We start from the raw sequence: 19,184 nt of genomic DNA on the forward strand, positions 1-19,184 counted from the left end.
TTAGAAAGGGTCACGTACTGCGTGATCTTTTCTGTTTTAGGCCTTTCAACAATCAATTCCCCGTTTAGCTTCAAAAAATATCCCTTTAGCTAATATATTTCCTTCCACTGCATTCAATTTCTAATTTTATTATCTCAATAAATGAGGTAGAAGTGTATTTGTCACTTTCTAAAGAAAATTGGATATGAGCGTAACAATGGTAAAAGAATCCACAATAATATCGAAGAGGACAAGCCGAAAGGAGTGGAGTGCGATGGAGTCCACCAAATTCGAAAAGATACATACTGAGATTTTTGATGGTGCTGACTATGCATCCAAAATCATAGCGCAAGAGATTGCCGCCTTGATCAGATATAAAACTGAAAGAAATGAAAAGTGTGTTTTAGGTTTAGCTACAGGCTCATCCCCAATTCAAGTCTATGCAGAATTGGTTCGAATGCACAAAAAGGAAGGATTGAGCTTTCAAAATGTAGTTTCATTTAATCTGGATGAGTACTATGGATTGGATAAAACTGACAATCAGAGCTATATCCACTTTATGCACCATCATCTGTTTGATCATGTTGATATTCTATCTGAAAACATCAACGTACCAAGCGGAAAGATAGCATTTGAACACATTGCTGAGTACTGCACGCAGTATGAAGAGAAAATAGAGAGTTATGGTGGTTTAGATTTCCAACTTTTGGGTATCGGTAGGACTGGTCATATTGGTTTCAATGAACCTGGATCCAAGATCAGTTCAACTACAAGAATGATTACCCTTGATTACCTGACTCGCCAAGACAATGCTTTTGCTTTCAATAGCATGGCGGATGTCCCACGTAAGGCGGTGACCATGGGAGTAGGCACGATACTAAAAGCTAAACGTATCGTTATCATGGCTTATGGTATGAAGAAGGCAGAAATTGTCAGGAAGACAGTCGAAGGAGAAATATCTTCTGATGTGCCTGCTACTTTCCTTCAGGAGCATGAGGATGTGACATTCGTTTTAGACGAAAATTCTGCAAAAGACTTGACCAGATTCGAAACACCTTGGATAGTTGGAGATTGTGAATGGTCTAAAGACCTGAAAAGAAAAGCAGTGGTTTGGTTGAGCCAAAAGCTAAACAAGCCTATACTGAAACTTGCAGATCGTGATTACAACGATCACGGCATGTCTGAGATTTTGGGTGAAGGTGGCGCTTATGAAGTGAATATCAAGATGTTTAATCATTTTCAGCACACCATCACTGGCTGGCCTGGAGGTAAGCCAAATGCAGATGATACCAATCGTCCTGAACGTGCGACTCCTGGCAAAAAGAGAATTATCATTTTTAGTCCTCATCCAGATGATGACGTGATCTCTATGGGAGGTACGTTTTTGAGGTTGGTTGATCAGGGACATGAAGTGCATGTGGCTTACCAGACTTCTGGGAATATAGCTGTCGCAGATCATGAAGCTTTTAGGTTTGCTGAATTTGCTAGAGAATTGTATGAACACGCTGCAGGGGACCAGGCGGATACTAAAGTATTCGATAAGCTGTTTAAAGAATTGAACAGCAAGTCTAAAAAAGAAGTGACTCCAGTAGATGTTCGAAAGGTAAAAGGACTCATAAGAAGGGGTGAAGCCATTAGTGCATGTAGATATTATGGAATACCAGATAGTCAAGTTCATTATTTAGACTTGCCGTTTTATGAAACTGGCAAAGTTGAGAAGAACCCACTTGGAAAGGCTGATGTCGAAATCATCAAAAACCTGATCGAAGAAGTAAAGCCTCATCAAGTATATGCTGCGGGAGATTTAGCAGATCCTCATGGTACTCATGAAGTATGTTTAAAAGGAATATTTGCGGCATTAGAGGATTTGAAAAAGCAGAAATACATGAAAGACTGCTGGGTTTGGCTCTATAGAGGCGCTTGGCACGAATATCCGATTGATGAAATCGAAATGGCAGTTCCAATTAGTCCAGAAGAATTGATGAAAAAAAGAATGGCTATTTTTAGACATCAATCTCAGAAGGATGGTGTGGTATTCCAAGGCGATGATAGTCGTGAGTTTTGGCAAAGGTCAGAAGATAGAAATAGGGAAACTGCAAAAATGTATGATGACCTCGGATTGGCAGAATATGAAGCTATTGAAGGATTTAGAAGATATCATTTCTTGTAAATTGTAAAACCTTTTGCTCGACGAATTTTTCGTCGAGCCAACTTTAATTCCAGAATTTGACAAAAGATCGACTTCTCAGCCTTGATGTTTTTCGAGGCCTCACTATCGCAGCTATGATATTGGTCAACGACCCAGGTTCTTGGTCGTATGTTTACTCTCCTCTACTTCATGCCAAATGGCATGGTTGTACTCCGACTGATTTAATCTTCCCGTTTTTCCTTTTTATGGTGGGTATGGCAGTTTCACTAGGTTCACCCAAGTCAGGTGAAGCAAGGGTGCAAATCACAAAGAAAATCTTAAAAAGAACGCTCTATTTGATTCTAATTGGTTTGTTTTTGAATGGGTTTCCGTATTTTGAACTATCTACGCTGAGATTTCCAGGGGTGCTTCAGCGAATAGGGTTGGTGTTTTTTGCTATAGCTCTTATGCATCATTATGTAAGTAGCAAAGGACAAGTCATAATAGGTACAAGCCTCTTGATAGGGTATTGGGTTTTGATATCTTTTATTCCAGTCCCTGGAATAGGAGAGCCTAATGTGATGCCAGATACCAATTTTGCGGCATGGTTCGATCGTCTATTTCTTTCTGGACACATGTGGAGTATCAGTAAAACATGGGACCCAGAAGGCTTACTGAGTACTATACCAGCCATAGGCACAGGTCTGCTAGGCATTTTTGCAGGTCAGTTATTGTTTAAAGCTGAAGATAAGACTGATGGTTTGATTAAGGTATTTGTCTTGGGAAATCTGTTGATTGTATTGGCATTGATGTGGGAAATGGACTTTCCAATTAACAAAAGTTTATGGACCAGTTCATTCGTATTGTATACGGGAGGTATTGCCATGAATTGCTTTGGAGTGCTTTATTGGCTTCTGGATATACTAAAGTATCGTACTAAGATTACATTTCCTTTTGAGGTTTTTGGATCAAATGCAATCACTGCCTACGCATTATCTGGTATTCTCGCTTCACTATTTGGGATAATCCCCCTTGCGAATAGTTCTATTCATCAAGTCTTATTTGATGGATTGGTAGATATTTTTGACAATAATCATTTTGCGTCACTCATTTATGCAATAGCATTTGTCACATTATGTTATCTACCCGTATTTATATTATATAAGAAGAAAATTTTTATCAAAGTATAGGAGAAAATGAGAATGTCGTAATAATTTTAAGTTTTATTGTGATTTATTGTAATAAAAAAGAGTAATACAGAGAATACATTTAATTTCGAGAATTAAGACAAACCTTCAATATGATACTCATCGGAACCAGCGGATCATCCAAATGCGATTGGGAACTTATTCGAGACAACAAAAAAGTGTTGACTTTAAGTTCTAGTGGGATAAATCCATATTTTCATACAGAAGATATTGTTGAAGTGTCTGTTCGGTCTTTGGGTAAAATTTTAGATTATATAGAAGAAATCGAAGTAGTATTCTTCTATGGCAGTGGTTGTTCAAGTAAAACGTTGCAAAACATCGTAGAACGCGCTTTATCCAAGGTCTTTATTAAATCTCATATTTATGTCAATCATGACATAGTTGCGGCAGCTTTTGCTACTTATGAAGGTACTCCGAGCTTTACTTGTCTTATGGGTACTGGAGCCAATTCTTGTTTTTTCGATGGTGACATCGTAAGGCAAGAAGTTCCTGGGATTGATTATGTGCTCGGCGATGAAGGCAGCGGAGCTTACTTTGGCAAGATTTTACTACAATCCTTTCTGCGGAAACAATTGCCGCCTGAAATCGCAACAGCATTCGAACAAAAATACAACATTACCAAGCATGATATTTTGCAAAATGTTTACATGAAACCTTTTGCAAATGTGTATCTGGCGTCGTTTTCTCAATTTATTCATGACCACAAAGACCATCCTTTTTTTAGAGTGATTCTAAAAGATGGAATTAGGAAATATGTGGAAATTTATTTGGAATGCTTCCCAGATCATAAAAAATACACGGTACACTTCGTGGGTTCTATACCATACTTTTTCGAAGACATTTTAAAGGAAATATTAATTGAAAAGGAGATTAATCTAGGTAATATAATCAAAGAACCTATCGAAGATTTGGTGCAATATCATATTAATAAACACTTCACAACAAAATAATGCTTGAATTAATAGTTGGAATAGACATAGGAGGCACGAGTACCAAGTTTGGCTTGGTAGATACATCAGGTAAAGTGCGAATACATAGTAGCATCTCAACAGAAAATCCGGATATAAATATTTACATTTCTGATTTGTCAAGAGCCATCCGAAATTCAATTGATTCTCTGGATGAAAATGTGGAATTGATTGGCGTAGGAGTGGGGGCGCCAAACGGCAATTACAGAAAAGGTACGATTGAAGATGCACCCAACCTACCATGGTCTGGAACTATTCCTTTGGCTGATTTACTGGAAGCTGAATTTGACATCCCAGTTAAATTGACCAATGACGCCAATGCTGCTGCCATGGGTGAGATGATGTTTGGTGGCGCTAAAAACATGCAGGATTTTATAGCTATTACGCTTGGCACAGGCTTGGGTTCTGGTTTTGTAGCTAATGGACAACTGATTCAAGGGCATGATGGGCATGCAGGTGAGTTGGGTCATATTGCTTATAAAATAGGCGGCGGACGTCTATGCAAGTGTGGTAAAAAAGGATGTTTGGAAACTTACGTATCGGCAACGGGATTAAAAAGAACAGTTTATAAGCTGCTTGCAGATCATCATATGGATAGCGAGTTAAAGAGATACAGCTTTGACGATCTAAATACTAAAATGGTAGCGGATGCTGCAAATAATGGAGATGTGGTGGCTAAGGAAGCTTTTGATTATACAGGAAAGGTGTTGGGAGCTAAATTGGCAGATGCCGTGGGACATACAAGCCCAGAGGCAATTTTCATTATGGGTGGACTTGCAAAAGCTGGTGATTTGATTTTTAAACCTACAATCAAGCACTTTGAGAAAAACTTGTTGAACGTATATCAAGGTAAGATCAAAATATTACCATCCGAATTAGATAGTACACACACGCCTATCATTGGTGCAGCTAGTTTGATATTAGAGGATATTGAAAATGGTAAAAGTGTTCCCGTTTAAGGTTTAGCTTCTCAGTTTTAAAATCATTGATAAACTCATTCATTGTAAAGGCTCATTTGAATAGGATGCCATATTATTGCAGCATTCCATGTGTAAATTTATACACTTCGGAGTTTACAATTAAATGACTCGATCAAAGATGAAGTTACTCCTTTTATTTTCTGTTTTTTCACTCAGTTATTTTTGTCATGCTCAAGATAGATTTCTATCCGGTTATTATGTAGTTGAGTCAGACACTATAATATTCACTTATTCAGAAAGAGATGTTTGGATTAATGACTCTACGGCAAGAATTGAAGTAGAAGGATCTGAAATCACTGTAAGCGCGAATACACAGCCTGAGATTTATCTAAGTGATCAACGAGTACAATCATTAAAAATTGACAATAACTGGAATTTCGTAAATACACTTGTAGCTAGTGGTAGAATAAAATTGTACAAAACACTAGTTTCTGGTGAGCTTATGGCTCTAAAGGGAAATGAGTTGATGGTTCTAAAATCAGTTAATTTTAAATCTGATTTAAAATCATTGTTTGAAGATAATTCGATGCTGATCGAACTCACAGGTCGCAATTGGGTATTGCCAAATGATATCAATCAATTAGAAAGTTTAGCGGTTTCTCTCTGTCAACAATACAATATTGACTATTCGGGTGATCAAGACAAAATCAAAGCTGATCGTATTCAATATAAACGATTAGTATCGGCTAAGATCGGATTATCAACTTTTGATCTCACTTTAAACGTAGAAGGTACTATCAGTAACTTTATAAACAGAAACCTTGCAGCTGACCTAGGACTTTTGTTTCTGAGGAGATCAAAGGACATTATTTTATTGAGTGGAAAGTCTGATGCTCATTTCACTGGAATCTATGTGCCTATGGGTTTACGATATTTTTTCTATCGTAAGCAGCCGAATGTCAGTATTTTTGGTGGTGCTCAAGCTGGTCTAAAATTCATGAAATACAAAGATATGGGTGAGAAGCATTTTGAATCCGGTGCAGACTTTGGGTGGTATGCCGGACTGTCGTCAAATTGGCCAATTAACGCGAAGCACATGCTGGGTATAGAAGCAAAATACCACTCTTTAGATGATTTCGGCTCATTTAATTTTTCTGGTACTTTTACTTTTTAGCATCAGGTTATAGGATATAGCAAAACCAAAGTAACCATTCGATTCGAACTCGTACTCAGCACCGTCCAGGTTTCTTGGAATGTTGTAGTTGTAACTTAGGTAGAAATTGAACTTTTTAGTTTCAAACAATATGGGAAGTGTCAGATAGTAGTTCATTAAACTAAACGTATTATCTGATGAATCGGAGAGAAAAAGCAGCTCATAAGCTTGAGATTGAATAGCATTCAGATCTTCTCCAGAATTCACTGCATCTCTCAAACGAATGAGAAAACCAGCAGTCGTATTAGTATATCCAGCTTCACGCAGTCGATTTGCAAAAAAGACCATATCCCGATCATTGGAATGCTGAAATCTGGTCAAATGACTAGTGCGTGTATATTGTGTTGTTATGTTTTGATTTCCAAAAAGTACCGCTATAGAAGGGAGTACTGTTATTTTTTTAATAGGCTTAAACCCTTTGAAACCAAAATTTCCTGTTAAGTTCCAAATCAAACTATGTGCGGTCTCTGAACCAAAAGAAAAAGAGTAATCAATTCCTGTGTATGCATATTTAAAGTCTTGTGTAATAGAGCCACTCAATGAGTTTGTCAGGGTTTGGGTGTCATCTTTTTCTGTGTAAAAAGAGTGATCGTAAGAAAAGCTATAGGTAGTCTTTTTCTTAATTTGTCCTATGTAGCCCAAGGTAAATACGGTTAAGTTGTACTTGGGATCAAATTCACTATTCCAAAAACCTGTCGCATCTGCATACAACCCAGAATGATGATAGAAGGAAATACCAGGTGTCAAGCCTTGCTGATTTATACCGAAATCCCGACCTGCTGAAGTTACTCGGCTGGAATAGCCAAATCGAAATTGTACTTGAGATTGTTTGGGTGCTGGCTTAAGAAGTTCATCTATCAGTGCAAACAAAGAAGCTGAATCGGATTCATTTTTAAAAATGGCATCTAGCTCAGCGTCAAGTTCAGCCAATTCATTCTTTAGTTCGTTTTGAGCATAACAAGGTTTGGACAAGCCAATAAGGCCTGCCAATAAGGCTGTGAATATGGTTAAAGTACTCAGACGCAAATAAAAGAGTTAGTTGTTTCGTTTGTTTCTCATTCGTTCGTTGTTTTGTTTACGGAGCTGTTCATTTGAGTTTTGTTGCTGTTGCCTGCGCTGATCCAAACGATCCAACAGCATTTTTTTAAAATCTCTCTCAGCATTTTGAAGAGACATCAGTTGTCTTGAATCTATCACTTGAAGCATACGATCCGAATATTCGCCCTCTAGTTTTAGCTGTCTTTCTTTTACTTCTCTACCTAGCTTTAGCATTTCCTGTGTCTCTTGTTCTGTGGCTGTTTCAGGATTGAAGTTTCTTCTAGCATTGCTAAACTCTATGTGATTCTCCCGCCTTTTTTGGCTGTATTCGTTATAGATCGGCCAGAATTTTTGAGCGTCTTCAGGCGTAAGCCCAAGTCTCTCACTTATCAGTGCGATTTTGGCGGACTCAATTTTCTGTCTGGCTTCCTCATTTTGAGCATGAGCGAAAGTCGCTGTTAGAAACATGAGTGTTGCAAATAGTATTTTTTTCATTGTTACAAATATATTCATGGCTTTTACTTTTAATAAGTGCTTACATGATTTCTGTTGAATAGTCTAGTTCCGAATACATAGACTCTAGATCTTCATTAGATAAGTTTTCATCAATGAATTCCGTTTCTAATGAATTCAATTCCTTCAAATAATAGCTTTCATCTAAAGAAGCTAAAATTTCATCCGTGCTGATATCTTCTTCATATAGATATTCTATCAAATCTTGTGAATCGATGGAGGCTAATAATTGCTCAGCAGATGGATTGTTGTTATTAGGGTATAAAATCCAGCCGATAAAAAATATAGCTATCGCGGCGGTCATACTCCATGCGATCTGCATTCTACTAATAGAAATAGGAGAGTGAGCTTTTTGCTGTTCACTAATTCTCGATTGAATTTTCAGTGGTAATTCATCAAAATAGCCATCAGGAACTTGATGGATGTTTTTCCTGTCAAATGATTCGATATCTATTTTATTTTTCATAATATAAGCTTCTGAGGATTAGACAGTTATTTGAGTAAATGGTTTAATCTAGGTTTATATTCTGTTCAATTTTTTTTACCGCCAAATGATAACTAGCTTTTAAAGCTCCTTCACTTGTTTTTGTGATCTCTGCAATTTCTCTGAATTTCATTTCTTCAAAATATTTCATATTAAAAACCAATCGCTGCTTGTCCGGGAGCTTTAACAATGCTTTTTGTAGCTTCATTTGGATTTCCTCTCCACTTATAGGTGAACTTTCATCCAGTTTAGTAGACAATTCATTGGCAACATCATTTATTGGCAAAAAGAACTTGGTCCTTTTTTTCTTTAAGAAATTCAGACATTCGTTGGTCGCTATTCGATAAATCCAAGTATACAGACTAGAGTCTTCGCGAAACTTGTGAATATTATTCCAAACTTTAATAAACACATCCTGTACTAAGTCATCAGCATCATCATGATCAATAACCATTTTTCTAATGTGCCAATAGATTCTTTCTTGATACTCACGCACAAGCATATTGAACCCAAAATTTCGGCTCTCCTCATTACTGAGTTTCTCTATTAATTCTTGGTCAGTCAAAGTAGTGCAATTTGCAACTTAGATCATTGAATTTGTTAAAGGTTTAAAAGGAATAGAAATAAATTTACACTTCGAATTTCAGAATTGATCCAAACTTCCTGTTTTTACCGCACTTCCCAAAATATTATCTAGCCCTCTCCAAAATTATTGATTCGAATGCCATACCTTTGAGCCCCGTAACAAAAGTTTCGAATTAGCATCAAATGACAACTACAAAATACATTTTCGTTACGGGCGGAGTTACCTCTTCTCTTGGTAAAGGAATTATTTCAGCATCTTTAGGTAAGTTACTGCAAGCCAGAGGGTTTTCAGTTACCATTCAGAAATTAGATCCATACATCAATGTAGATCCAGGTACGCTAAATCCATATGAGCATGGAGAATGTTATGTGACTGACGATGGTGCTGAGACCGATTTGGATCTTGGCCATTACGAAAGATTTTTGAATGAACCCACTTCTCAGGCCAATAATGTTACGACTGGACGCATCTATTATAATGTCATAAAAAAAGAGCGAGAAGGAGAATTCTTAGGGAAAACCGTTCAAGTAGTCCCGCACATCACAGACGAAATCAAAGAAAGTATTTATCGATTGGGTAAAACTGAGAAGTATGATTTTGTGATTACAGAAGTAGGGGGATGTGTAGGTGATATCGAATCACTACCGTTTATAGAAGCCATGAGACAGGCGCGTTTCGAATTGGGCCCAACTAACGCCATCAACATTCATTTGACTTTAGTTCCATACTTACAAGCCGCTGGAGAATTGAAAACCAAACCTACTCAGCACTCAGTAAAGCAATTGCTCGAAGCCGGAGTACAGCCAGATATCTTGGTATGTAGAAGCGAGCATAAACTCAGCACTGACCTAAGGAAAAAAATTGCACTATTTTGTAACGTGCCAGTTAATTGTGTCATCGAAGCACAAGATGCTGACACTATTTATGACGTGCCACTCTTGATGCGTAAAGAGAAGCTTGATGAACGAGTACTTTCTCGCATGAAATTCTCATATAAAAAAGAACCAGGTTTGGAACATTGGAAAACTTTTTTGGGGAAACTCAAAAATCCAGTGAATGAAATCAATATTACGGTAGTAGGGAAATATGTAGAACTTCAGGATGCTTACAAGTCTATTTCTGAAGCATTTGTACATGCAGGTGCTGAAAACGAATGTAAAGTAAAAGTGAAGTGGATGTCTTCTGAATCAGTGACTTCTGACAATGCGCAGAAGTTACTTGAAGGAGTCGATGGACTACTTGTAGCTCCAGGATTTGGAGAAAGAGGAATAGAAGGGAAAATTGAAGCCATCCGAATCGCTAGAGAGAACAATATTCCATTCTTTGGGATATGTTTAGGTATGCAATGTGCCAGCATAGAATTTGCCAGAAATGTATTGGGCCATAAGGATGCCAACTCAAAAGAGATGGCTGAAAAACTGAAACATCCGGTGATTGATATCATGGAGGATCAGAAAAATATTACAGAAATGGGAGGTACCATGAGATTGGGTGCTTATGATTGTCAAATCAAAAAGGGTACGAAAGCGTATAACGTTTACGGGCATACTAAAATCCAGGAACGTCATCGTCATAGATATGAATTTAACAATGCTTATTTAAAGGACTTTGAAGAAAATGGTATGATCGCATCAGGAAGAAATCCTAAAACCGAATTGGTTGAGATTATTGAATTGAAAGATCATAGATGGTTTGTTGGCGTACAATTTCATCCTGAGCTTAAAAGTACTGTACTTAACCCACATCCGCTATTTGTGAAATTCGTGAAAGCGGCCCTATCGTATAAGAAAGATAATTTATCAGAAAACAATAATTAATTAAATGGATAAGAACCAGATCACAGGTTTGGTCTTGATGCTTGCATTAATGACCATATATTTTCAATTCTTTGCTCCGGAAGTGCCAGAGCAGCCTGTTGAACCCGAAACCATTGAAACTACTACGCCAGCTGCGGCTATTCAGTCAAATGAAGTCGTCAATAATGCAATTGAAATAGTAGATGATTCGTTAACTTCAGCTATTCACAAAGATCGCTATGGCATATTTGCTCCATTTGCAATTGGAGAAGCAGAAGAAATCAATATAGAAAATGAATCAGTAAAAATTATCCTTTCTAGCAAAGGAGGGGTAGTAAAACGAGTAGAATTAAAGGATTATCTCACTTACAAAAAGGAGCCTTTAGTACTCATTGATAGAAACAGCAGCCAGTCAGATTTATTGTTAGTAAGCAATTATAAGCCGATTAATGTATCCGAACTTTACTATCAATCTGATTATAGGAAACTAAAAGTTGAAGGTACAGATTCGCTCACTGTTAAATTTCAGATTGCTATAGATGGCGGCAGATACTTGGAGCATGTCTATACTTTAGGAGGAACAGGCTTTCAATTGAAGTATGAGATCAACCTGGTTGGAATGGATGGTGTGATTGACAACCAAGATGGGCAATTGACCTGGGTTGACAATATGAAAAATGTTGAGCATACGCTCAAAGAATCCAGAGCAAAAACCACTATCAATTATCAGCCTATTGGTGATGATTTCGATGACCTTGGCGTAGCAGAAGGAGCAGAGTCTGAGACCATTGATCAAGGATTGAAATGGTTTGCTTTTAAACAAAGATTTTTTACTGCAGCATTGATTGCCGAAAACAAAATTGGGAAATCCACGCTAAGCACAATTGTTGATCCTTTGGATAGCTCAACAGTAAAAACTGGAACAGCTGTACTTAGTTTGCCGATTGGTGATTTGAAAACTGGAAAAGGGCAATACCAATATTATTTTGGACCCAATGACTATACGGTACAAAAGAAAGTCATCAATGGCTTTGAGCAAAATGTTGATCTAGGGTGGTTCATATTTAGATTAGTCAACAAATGGTTGATTATCCCTATTTTCAACCTCCTGGAAGGAGTAATCTCTAACTATGGGGTCATCATTATCATCTTGGTTTTTGTGATTCGATTGATTTTGGCACCATTGACTTATAAGTCTCATATGTCGATGGCCAAGATGAAAGTCTTGAAGCCAGAGATGGATGCCATTAAAGAAAAGCATGATGGGGATATGCAGAAGTCTCAGCAGGAGACCATGGAGCTTTATCGCAAAGCAGGCATCAATCCTTTGAGTGGCTGTATTCCAGTTTTATTGCAGTTTCCATTCTTACTAGCCATGTTCAACTTTTTCCCTAACTCTATCGAGTTAAGACAACAGGCATTTCTTTGGGCGACAGATTTATCCACTTACGATAATGTATTGAATCTGCCATTTGAGATTCCGTTTTATGGGTCTCACGTTAGTTTGTTTTGTTTATTGATGACTGGATCGACTTTATTATACACTTGGTCTAATAGTCAAATGAATTCGCAGATGCAGGGGCCAATGAAGTCGATGCAATACATGATGCCATTCATGTTTTTATTCTTCTTGAATAGTTTCTCGGCAGGTTTGACCTTCTATTACTTTGTTTCTAACATCGTGTCATTCGGACAAATGGCATTATTCAGAAAATTTGTTGATGAAGACAAGATTTTGAAAGTGATGGAAGAGAATCGGAAAAAGAATGCCAATAAAAAGAAATCCAAATTTCAGCTTAAACTGGAAGAGGCCATGAAGGCAGGAGAAGAACAACGAAAGCAAAAAGGCAAGAAAAAGAAGTAAATTTAAAGTCCCGCACAGAGCGGGACTTTTTCATTTCTAGGCATTTAGCTATTTATCAACATTTTGATGTGGAGAAGTTTCCAGAGACAAATAGAATAATTGTGGAAACGAAAATTATATTTGCCAAGGTCGATGAAGTGTAACTATCGACTCATGGACAATTTTCATTAAATCTGACAACGAGCTATATGGGCAAGATCATCTCAATTGCAAATCAAAAAGGTGGAGTAGGAAAAACTACTACAGCGATTAATCTAGCAGCAAGTTTAGCAGCACTAGAATACAAGACTTTACTTGTAGATGCTGATCCTCAAGCGAACTCCACGTCAGGTATTGGTGAAGACCCTAAGCAGGTAAAGGCTGGAATTTATGAATGCATGGTGGATGCGATTGATCCTTATGAATGCATCATCAAGTCTGATATCAATTATCTCGATCTTTTGCCTTCTCACATTGATTTAGTAGGAGCTGAAGTAGAGTTGGTCAATTACGACGAGCGTGAGATGAAAATGAAAGCTGCTCTGGAGGCTATCAGAGAAGACTATGACTTCATCATTATAGATTGTTCTCCTTCACTTGGACTTATAACGGTCAATGCCTTAACTGCTTCTGATTCAGTTATCATTCCAGTACAATGCGAGTATTTTGCTTTGGAAGGCCTTGGTAAATTGTTGAATACCATCAAAATTATCCAGTCAAGGTTGAATCCTGATTTGGAAATAGAAGGTATTCTACTAACTATGTATGACATGCGTTTGAGATTGTCAAACCAAGTGGTAGAGGAAGTAACTACTCATTTCAAATCAATGGTTTTCGATACCTTGATTCCAAGAAATATTAAGCTCAGCGAATCACCAAGTTTTGGTTTGCCAGCAATCTCTCATGACGCAGAAAGTAAAGGTGCTATCAGCTACTTAAATCTTGCCAATGAAATAGTTGCCAACAACGAGCAATTAGCCGAAATGGCCTAATTGATTAAATAATTACATAGATGAGCCAAAAGAAAGCAAATAGAAGAAATGCGTTAGGTAGAGGATTGGGAGCACTTTTGAGTGATGATGGGGGAGATAAAAACGTATTGGCAAAAAAGCCACTTCGAGAACGAAGCGCTTCCGCTGGCAGTATTTCAGAAATCAATCTTGATCAGATAGAAGTAAATCCATTTCAACCTAGAACGGATTTTGATCAGGAAGCACTTCAAGAACTTTCTGAGTCAATAAAAACGCAAGGCATTATTCAGCCGATTACGGTTAGAAAACTAAATAATAATTCATTCCAGTTGATTTCTGGAGAAAGAAGATTTCAGGCGAGTAAATTAGCTGGACTTGAAAAAGTACCCGCTTATATCAGAACGGCTGATGATCAGCAAATGCTTGAAATGGCTCTGATCGAAAACATTCAACGTCAGGATTTGAATGCGATGGAAGTTGCCCTTAGTTATCAGCGTTTGCTTTCAGAATGTGACCTGAAGCAAGAACAATTGGGTGATAGAGTTGGGAAGAAAAGATCTACGGTAAATAATTATCTGAGATTATTGAAATTGCCACCTGATGTTCAAGCTGCTGTACGAGATGGTAAAATTTCAATGGGTCATGCCCGAGCTTTAATTAATGTAGAAAACACTACTCTTCAGCTTGACTTGCTTAAAAAGATACTTAATGAAGATCTTTCGGTAAGAAAAGTAGAGGCTTTGGTCAAACAAGCTTCATTTCCCGATGAGCCTCAAGAGGCGCAGGAGCAAAAAGAAGAGAGTAAAGAGATATTAAGTGTTCAAGACAAGTTATCTTCGCACTTTGGGACAAAAATCAAGATTGCCTCAAAAGATAACAACAAAGGAGAGATCAAAATACCTTTTACATCCGTTACGGAGTTGAATCGTATTTTGGAAATCATTGACGCTTAAATACAGAGTGAAATCATCGGTACTTATTTGGATAGGATGTTTGGTCATTTGCAGTTCTGCTATTGCTCAGGATGAAACGGTTTTGCGCTCAAGTATTGATACCACTATTGTTATTTCAAACACTGCCGGAATAGAAACCTTTCAAAGCAAATCCACACTTGACCCAGATAAAGCTGCATTGTATGCTGCTGTGTTTCCAGGTCTTGGACAGATGTACAACAGACAATACTGGAAGTTGCCCATATTATATGGCGGAGCCATATTGATTGGACATTTCATTAAATATAACAATGACTTTTACAATGATTTTCGGAATGCATACTTAGCCAATATTGAAGGGACTTTGGATGAAAGTAGCCCTTTCTCTAGATATACTGAAGAGGCACTCCAGCTCAATGCAGAAAAATTTAAAAGAAATCGTGATTTTATGATCATCATGGGAGTGGTGTATTATTTAGTTCAAATTGTTGACGCTCATGTTTCAGCACATTTGATTGAGTTTAATATAAATGATGATTTGGCTCTACAGCCAACTTATCACCCTCGAGAACAATATTTTGCCCAAAATGTTGGGATGTCTTTGGTTTTTAAATTGAATAAGTAGTAATAAAACTAGGATGTCTGTCACTAATCAACTGTTTAATAAAATAAAGTAGTAAGTAATGAGAGTAGGATTGGTAGGGTATGGAAAAATGGGTCAGGCTATTGAGAAAATTTTGATAGAAAAAGGACACACTGTTTCCAAAACCATCAACATAGATAATATAGGTGAAATCAATGATATTACACCTCAAAACACAGATGTGGCCATTGAGTTTACCGCTCCAGAATCTGCACTCAATAATATCAAAACTGTTTTGGCCAATAAAGTGCCAGTAGTATCTGGAAGTACTGGATGGTTGGATCACTATGATGAGGTAGTCGCATATTGTAAGCAGCAGGGTACGGGATTCTTTTATGCTTCGAATTACAGTTTGGGGGTTAATATATTCTTTAAGCTCAACGAACAACTGGCAAAGATGATGAATGGCCAGAAGTATGATAGTTCAATGGTTGAGATTCATCATACACAGAAATTAGATGCACCAAGTGGTACGGCTATTACTTTAGCTGAGGGTCTGATTGCAAATAATGACAGTAAAATCAAATGGGTAAATGAATCTACAAATAACCCAGATGAACTAGAAATCATCTCTGAACGTATAGACCCTGCGCCAGGAACACACGAGGTGACTTATAGTTCAAAGGTGGATACGATCAAGATCAGTCATGTAGCACATAGTAGAGAAGGTTTTGCTCAAGGGGCCGTGTTAGCCGCTGAGTTTATGGCTGGAAAAATTGGTGTCTATTCTATGGACGATTTACTTAATTTTTAGGATTCACTTTAAATCATATCTTTGCCGAAATTAAATCAACTATGAATTGGAATTTTTTTAAGCCCAAAAAGAAAGTAGAAAAGAAAGGACCTGTAAAAGAATGGGTAGATGCCATTGTTTTCGCAGTAGTAGCAGCTACACTTATTCGGTGGGCATTTATGGAAGCTTTTACTATTCCTACCCCATCTATGGAGAACTCACTTTTGGTAGGAGATTTCCTATTTGTAAGTAAAATCAACTATGGTCCAAGAACGCCTAAGACGCCTCTACAGTTTCCATTAACTCATGCCAAAATATGGGGAACTAATATTCCTTCTTATACTGATGCTATTCAATTGCCACAGTTTAGATTCCCTGGCTTTGGGGATGTAGAAAGAAATGATGTAGTGGTATTTAATTACCCGCCAGAATTTGAACACCCAACAGATCTTAAGACACATTATATTAAAAGATGTGTGGCTATAGCTGGAGATACGATCGAAGTGCGCGACTCACAAGTCTTTATCAATGGGGAAAAAGGAGAAAATCCAGAAGACATGCAGTTTGCTTATTACTTGCGTACTGATCAAAAAATTAATGATCGTGTATTTAAGAAAAATGGCGTTTGGGATTATAGTCGTGGTGCCAACAACGGATTTTATCAAATGCATGCCAAACCAAAAGACGCTGAAAAATTTGAAGGTTTAGATTTCGTAGATGAAGTAATCCCTCATAAAGAGCCAGAAGATTTCGTGAACCCTAGGATATTTCCTAATGCATCTAGGTTTCCATGGAATGCGGATTTTTATGGGCCATTGGTTATTCCAGCAGAAGGAATGACAATCGAATTGACTGAAGACAATGTAGCTATGTACGGGACTACCATTCGAAACTATGAAGGTCTTGATAATGTAGACTTAAAAGAAACTGAGCTATACATCAATGGAGAAAAGGCAACCACATATACGTTCAATCAGAATTATTATTTCATGATGGGAGACAATCGTCATAATTCAGAAGATTCTAGATTCTGGGGGTTTGTTCCTGGGGATCATGTGGTTGGAGAAGCTTCATTCATCTGGATGTCTATAGATCCAAACGAGAGTTTCTTTAGCAAAATACGATGGTCTCGATTGTTTAATGGTATAGATTAAGTGATTCAATCTTAACCCGTCATACCCTGGTTTATCTAGGGTATGATGCTGAAAGATTGGACATTACCACTCAATTTCCTTCAGTCCTTTTGATTTTAGGTAAGCATTTGTCTTACTGAAATGCTTATTGCCAAAGAACCCTCTATGGGCCGCGAATGGAGAGGGGTGTGGAGATTCCAGCACACAGTGCCTAGTCTTGTCTATTAATTCACCTTTGCGTTGAGCATAGGCTCCCCAAAGCAAAAAGACTAAGTTTTCCTTCTCTTTAGATAGTGCTTTTATCACTTTGTCTGTGAATTCTTCCCAACCCTTGTTCTGATGCGAACCCGCTTGGTGTGCTCTAACGGTTAGAGTAGCATTGAGTAATAACACGCCCTGTTTTGCCCAATGGTTGAGACAACCATGAGCAGGCAAATCGACATGCAGATCATCCTTCAGTTCCTTGAAAATATTACGAAGGGAAGGAGGCATGCGAGTCCCTTCCTGAACTGAAAAGCACAACCCATGGGCCTGACCTTCTCCGTGATAGGGGTCTTGTCCCAGAATGACAACTCGAGTATCATCAAAAGAACTCAAATCAAAAGCACTAAAAATATGTCTAGCTGGTGGAAATATTTTATAATTCTCATATTCTGACTTCACGAAGAGTGTCAGGTTCTTAAAATACTCGGCTTCAAATTCCTCTTGAAGTTTCGACTTCCAGCTTTTTTCAATTTTTACATCCATTATTTTCGAAAATAAAATAAATTGACTTACTTGTACACTCAAGGCAGTACAAATTAATATTTGAAAGTGATTTTAATTGATGGTAACAGAAATTACAAAAGGCATAAAAGTGAGCGTGGAGACAGAATACCAACCCAAGTATTCTAGCCCCAGACAATTTCACTATGTCTTTACGTATAAAGTAACTATTGAGAATCAAAGTGAGCACACCGTCCAACTCAAATCAAGGCATTGGTACATTAAAGATGCGGCTTATAGCGATCGTGAGATTGAGGGAGAGGGAGTAGTAGGGCAACAGCCAATTATTGAGCCGGGACAGGAGCATGTATATGTGTCTGGATGTAATCTAAAAAGTGGTTTGGGTAAAATGATTGGCACTTATCTCATAGAGCGTATTATTGATGGGAAAAAAATCGAAGTGCGAATTCCAGAATTTGTAATGGTCGTTCCTGATCGATTCAACTAGATTACATACCTTTCTTGAATTTCAGAATTATCCTTTTTCGAATCTTTCGATACATTAAGTATTGGCTTTTGGTCATGGATCAGCATAGTTTGCAGTCACCATTTCTGTTTCAGTTGTATCAAAACGCCTTAAATCCATCAACAAGAAGAAGAATTTCTCAACAACCGATAGAAGCTCTGAGAGCTCAGCTCTTTAGAGACAATAGAAGCATCTCGCTCAATAAGTTAGGATCGGGTTCAAGCCTATCAGTACTTCATTCGAAACGAATCAGTAGCATTGCAAAGTCTGGAATAACCAATAGGTCGCAATCAGAAGTGCTCGTAAATCTGATAGAGCATAGCAATTGCAATGAAATTCTTGAATTAGGCACTTCTTTAGGTGTAAATACAATTTATTTAAGCCAAGCTGATGGAGTCAACCGTGTAACTACAGTAGAAGGAAACAAAGAGTTGGCCAAAATAGCGGAAGATAATTTCAAAAGGCTGGGGACTCAAAATATTGAATTAATTGAATCCGATATTGATCATTTTTTGGATCAAAATGTCAAGCTATTTGATTTTATTTATATCGATGCGAATCATACATTTGCAGCAACGATTAACTATTTCAAAAAATCGCTTCAGTCTATCTCAGACCATGGTTTGATTGTCTTGGATGATATTAATTGGTCACTTGAAATGCGAAATGCATGGCAAGAAATAATCTATAAATTTCCCAATCACATATATATGGAAAATAATAAACTTGGAATAGTTTTTGTAAATGTCCGACTCGAAAGAAAACATTATATGCTTCAATTTTAAGAAGCTTTTTGATTGGATAAGGATCAATTGCCTATGAACAATTATCTTATACTTTTGCAGCAATATAATTAACTATGGAA

Annotated in this window: 19 protein-coding genes; 14 read left to right on the forward strand and 5 right to left on the reverse strand. The window is 37.5% G+C overall.

Going from position 1 to position 19,184, the window contains the following annotated elements:
- Window positions 1–184: 184 nt before the first annotated feature.
- The 5 genes from nagB to ABJH98_RS07205 all read left to right on the forward strand — a co-directional run bounded on the left by nagB (window position 185) and on the right by ABJH98_RS07205 (window position 6,377).
- Entirely contained in the window at window positions 185–2,149 is a 1,965-nt protein-coding gene (gene nagB, locus ABJH98_RS07185) for a glucosamine-6-phosphate deaminase (RefSeq protein WP_348306967.1), read from the forward strand.
- 56 nt (window positions 2,150–2,205) lie between these two features.
- A complete protein-coding gene (locus ABJH98_RS07190; RefSeq protein WP_348306968.1) occupies window positions 2,206–3,297 on the forward strand; it encodes a DUF5009 domain-containing protein in 1,092 nt (363 codons plus the stop codon).
- 110 nt (window positions 3,298–3,407) lie between these two features.
- Window positions 3,408–4,265 carry a hypothetical protein gene (locus ABJH98_RS07195; protein ID WP_348306969.1) on the forward strand — a complete coding sequence of 286 codons (858 nt, stop codon included), beginning with the start codon at window positions 3,408–3,410 and terminating at the stop codon, window positions 4,263–4,265.
- Window positions 4,265–5,242, forward strand: a complete 978-nt coding sequence (locus tag ABJH98_RS07200) for an ROK family protein (protein WP_348306970.1) — start codon at window positions 4,265–4,267, stop codon at window positions 5,240–5,242. The genes ABJH98_RS07195 and ABJH98_RS07200 overlap by 1 nt, the downstream gene beginning before the upstream one ends.
- 139 nt (window positions 5,243–5,381) lie before the next feature.
- The gene (locus ABJH98_RS07205; RefSeq protein WP_348306971.1) at window positions 5,382–6,377 is read left to right on the forward strand and encodes a hypothetical protein; all 996 of its coding nucleotides are present in this window, start codon (window positions 5,382–5,384) and stop codon (window positions 6,375–6,377) included.
- Here ABJH98_RS07205 and ABJH98_RS07210 read toward each other — a convergent pair.
- From ABJH98_RS07210 to ABJH98_RS07225, 4 genes are read right to left on the reverse strand one after another with little or no spacing between them, the layout of a single operon-like run.
- Window positions 6,345–7,442, reverse strand: coding sequence for a hypothetical protein (locus ABJH98_RS07210; RefSeq protein WP_348306973.1), 1,098 nt, complete (start codon window positions 7,440–7,442; stop codon window positions 6,345–6,347). The two genes, ABJH98_RS07205 and ABJH98_RS07210, sit on opposite strands and share 33 nt — an antisense overlap.
- A 9-nt stretch (window positions 7,443–7,451) precedes the next feature.
- Window positions 7,452–7,949, reverse strand: a complete 498-nt coding sequence (locus ABJH98_RS07215; RefSeq protein WP_348306974.1) for a hypothetical protein — start codon at window positions 7,947–7,949, stop codon at window positions 7,452–7,454.
- A 40-nt stretch (window positions 7,950–7,989) separates the two neighbouring features.
- Window positions 7,990–8,433 carry a hypothetical protein gene (locus ABJH98_RS07220; RefSeq protein WP_348306975.1) on the reverse strand — a complete coding sequence of 148 codons (444 nt, stop codon included), beginning with the start codon at window positions 8,431–8,433 and terminating at the stop codon, window positions 7,990–7,992.
- Between the two features lie 43 nt (window positions 8,434–8,476).
- The gene (locus ABJH98_RS07225; RefSeq protein WP_348306976.1) at window positions 8,477–9,016 is read right to left on the reverse strand and encodes a sigma-70 family RNA polymerase sigma factor; all 540 of its coding nucleotides are present in this window, start codon (window positions 9,014–9,016) and stop codon (window positions 8,477–8,479) included.
- Between the two features lie 203 nt (window positions 9,017–9,219).
- On the opposite strand from ABJH98_RS07225, the gene ABJH98_RS07230 reads away from it, so the two are divergent.
- From ABJH98_RS07230 to lepB, 7 genes are all read left to right on the forward strand, one after another.
- The gene (locus ABJH98_RS07230) at window positions 9,220–10,854 is read left to right on the forward strand and encodes a CTP synthase (RefSeq protein WP_348306977.1); all 1,635 of its coding nucleotides are present in this window, start codon (window positions 9,220–9,222) and stop codon (window positions 10,852–10,854) included.
- Window positions 10,855–10,858: 4 nt separating this feature from the next.
- Window positions 10,859–12,697: a membrane protein insertase YidC gene (gene yidC, locus ABJH98_RS07235; RefSeq protein WP_348306978.1), complete on the forward strand. Its 1,839-nt coding sequence runs from the start codon at window positions 10,859–10,861 to the stop codon at window positions 12,695–12,697.
- A 188-nt stretch (window positions 12,698–12,885) separates the two neighbouring features.
- Window positions 12,886–13,668 (forward strand): AAA family ATPase, encoded by a 783-nt coding sequence (locus ABJH98_RS07240; protein ID WP_348306979.1) that lies wholly within the window; start codon window positions 12,886–12,888, stop codon window positions 13,666–13,668.
- 20 nt (window positions 13,669–13,688) lie between these two features.
- Window positions 13,689–14,600 carry a ParB/RepB/Spo0J family partition protein gene (locus ABJH98_RS07245; protein WP_348306980.1) on the forward strand — a complete coding sequence of 304 codons (912 nt, stop codon included), beginning with the start codon at window positions 13,689–13,691 and terminating at the stop codon, window positions 14,598–14,600.
- Window positions 14,601–14,607: 7 nt separating this feature from the next.
- Window positions 14,608–15,204, forward strand: coding sequence for a DUF5683 domain-containing protein (locus ABJH98_RS07250; RefSeq protein ID WP_348306981.1), 597 nt, complete (start codon window positions 14,608–14,610; stop codon window positions 15,202–15,204).
- Between the two features lie 58 nt (window positions 15,205–15,262).
- Window positions 15,263–15,976, forward strand: coding sequence for a 4-hydroxy-tetrahydrodipicolinate reductase (gene dapB, locus ABJH98_RS07255; RefSeq protein ID WP_348306982.1), 714 nt, complete (start codon window positions 15,263–15,265; stop codon window positions 15,974–15,976).
- Between the two features lie 41 nt (window positions 15,977–16,017).
- The gene (gene lepB / locus ABJH98_RS07260; RefSeq protein WP_348306983.1) at window positions 16,018–17,109 is read left to right on the forward strand and encodes a signal peptidase I; all 1,092 of its coding nucleotides are present in this window, start codon (window positions 16,018–16,020) and stop codon (window positions 17,107–17,109) included.
- Between the two features lie 63 nt (window positions 17,110–17,172).
- Here lepB and ung read toward each other — a convergent pair whose 3' ends face one another.
- Entirely contained in the window at window positions 17,173–17,835 is a 663-nt protein-coding gene (ung, locus tag ABJH98_RS07265) for a uracil-DNA glycosylase (RefSeq protein ID WP_348306984.1), read from the reverse strand.
- A 79-nt stretch (window positions 17,836–17,914) separates the two neighbouring features.
- On the opposite strand from ung, the gene apaG reads away from it, so the two are divergent.
- Together apaG and ABJH98_RS07275 are read left to right on the forward strand one after the other, a co-directional pair.
- Window positions 17,915–18,301 (forward strand): Co2+/Mg2+ efflux protein ApaG, encoded by a 387-nt coding sequence (gene apaG, locus ABJH98_RS07270; RefSeq protein WP_084370606.1) that lies wholly within the window; start codon window positions 17,915–17,917, stop codon window positions 18,299–18,301.
- A gap of 74 nt (window positions 18,302–18,375) precedes the next feature.
- Complete coding sequence (locus ABJH98_RS07275) at window positions 18,376–19,104, forward strand: class I SAM-dependent methyltransferase (protein WP_348306985.1); 729 nt, start codon at window positions 18,376–18,378, stop codon at window positions 19,102–19,104.
- The last annotated feature ends 80 nt before the right edge of the window (window positions 19,105–19,184 follow it).

The sequence above is a fragment of the Reichenbachiella sp. genome (assembly GCF_039969095.1).
GTDB lineage: Bacteria > Bacteroidota > Bacteroidia > Cytophagales > Cyclobacteriaceae > Reichenbachiella.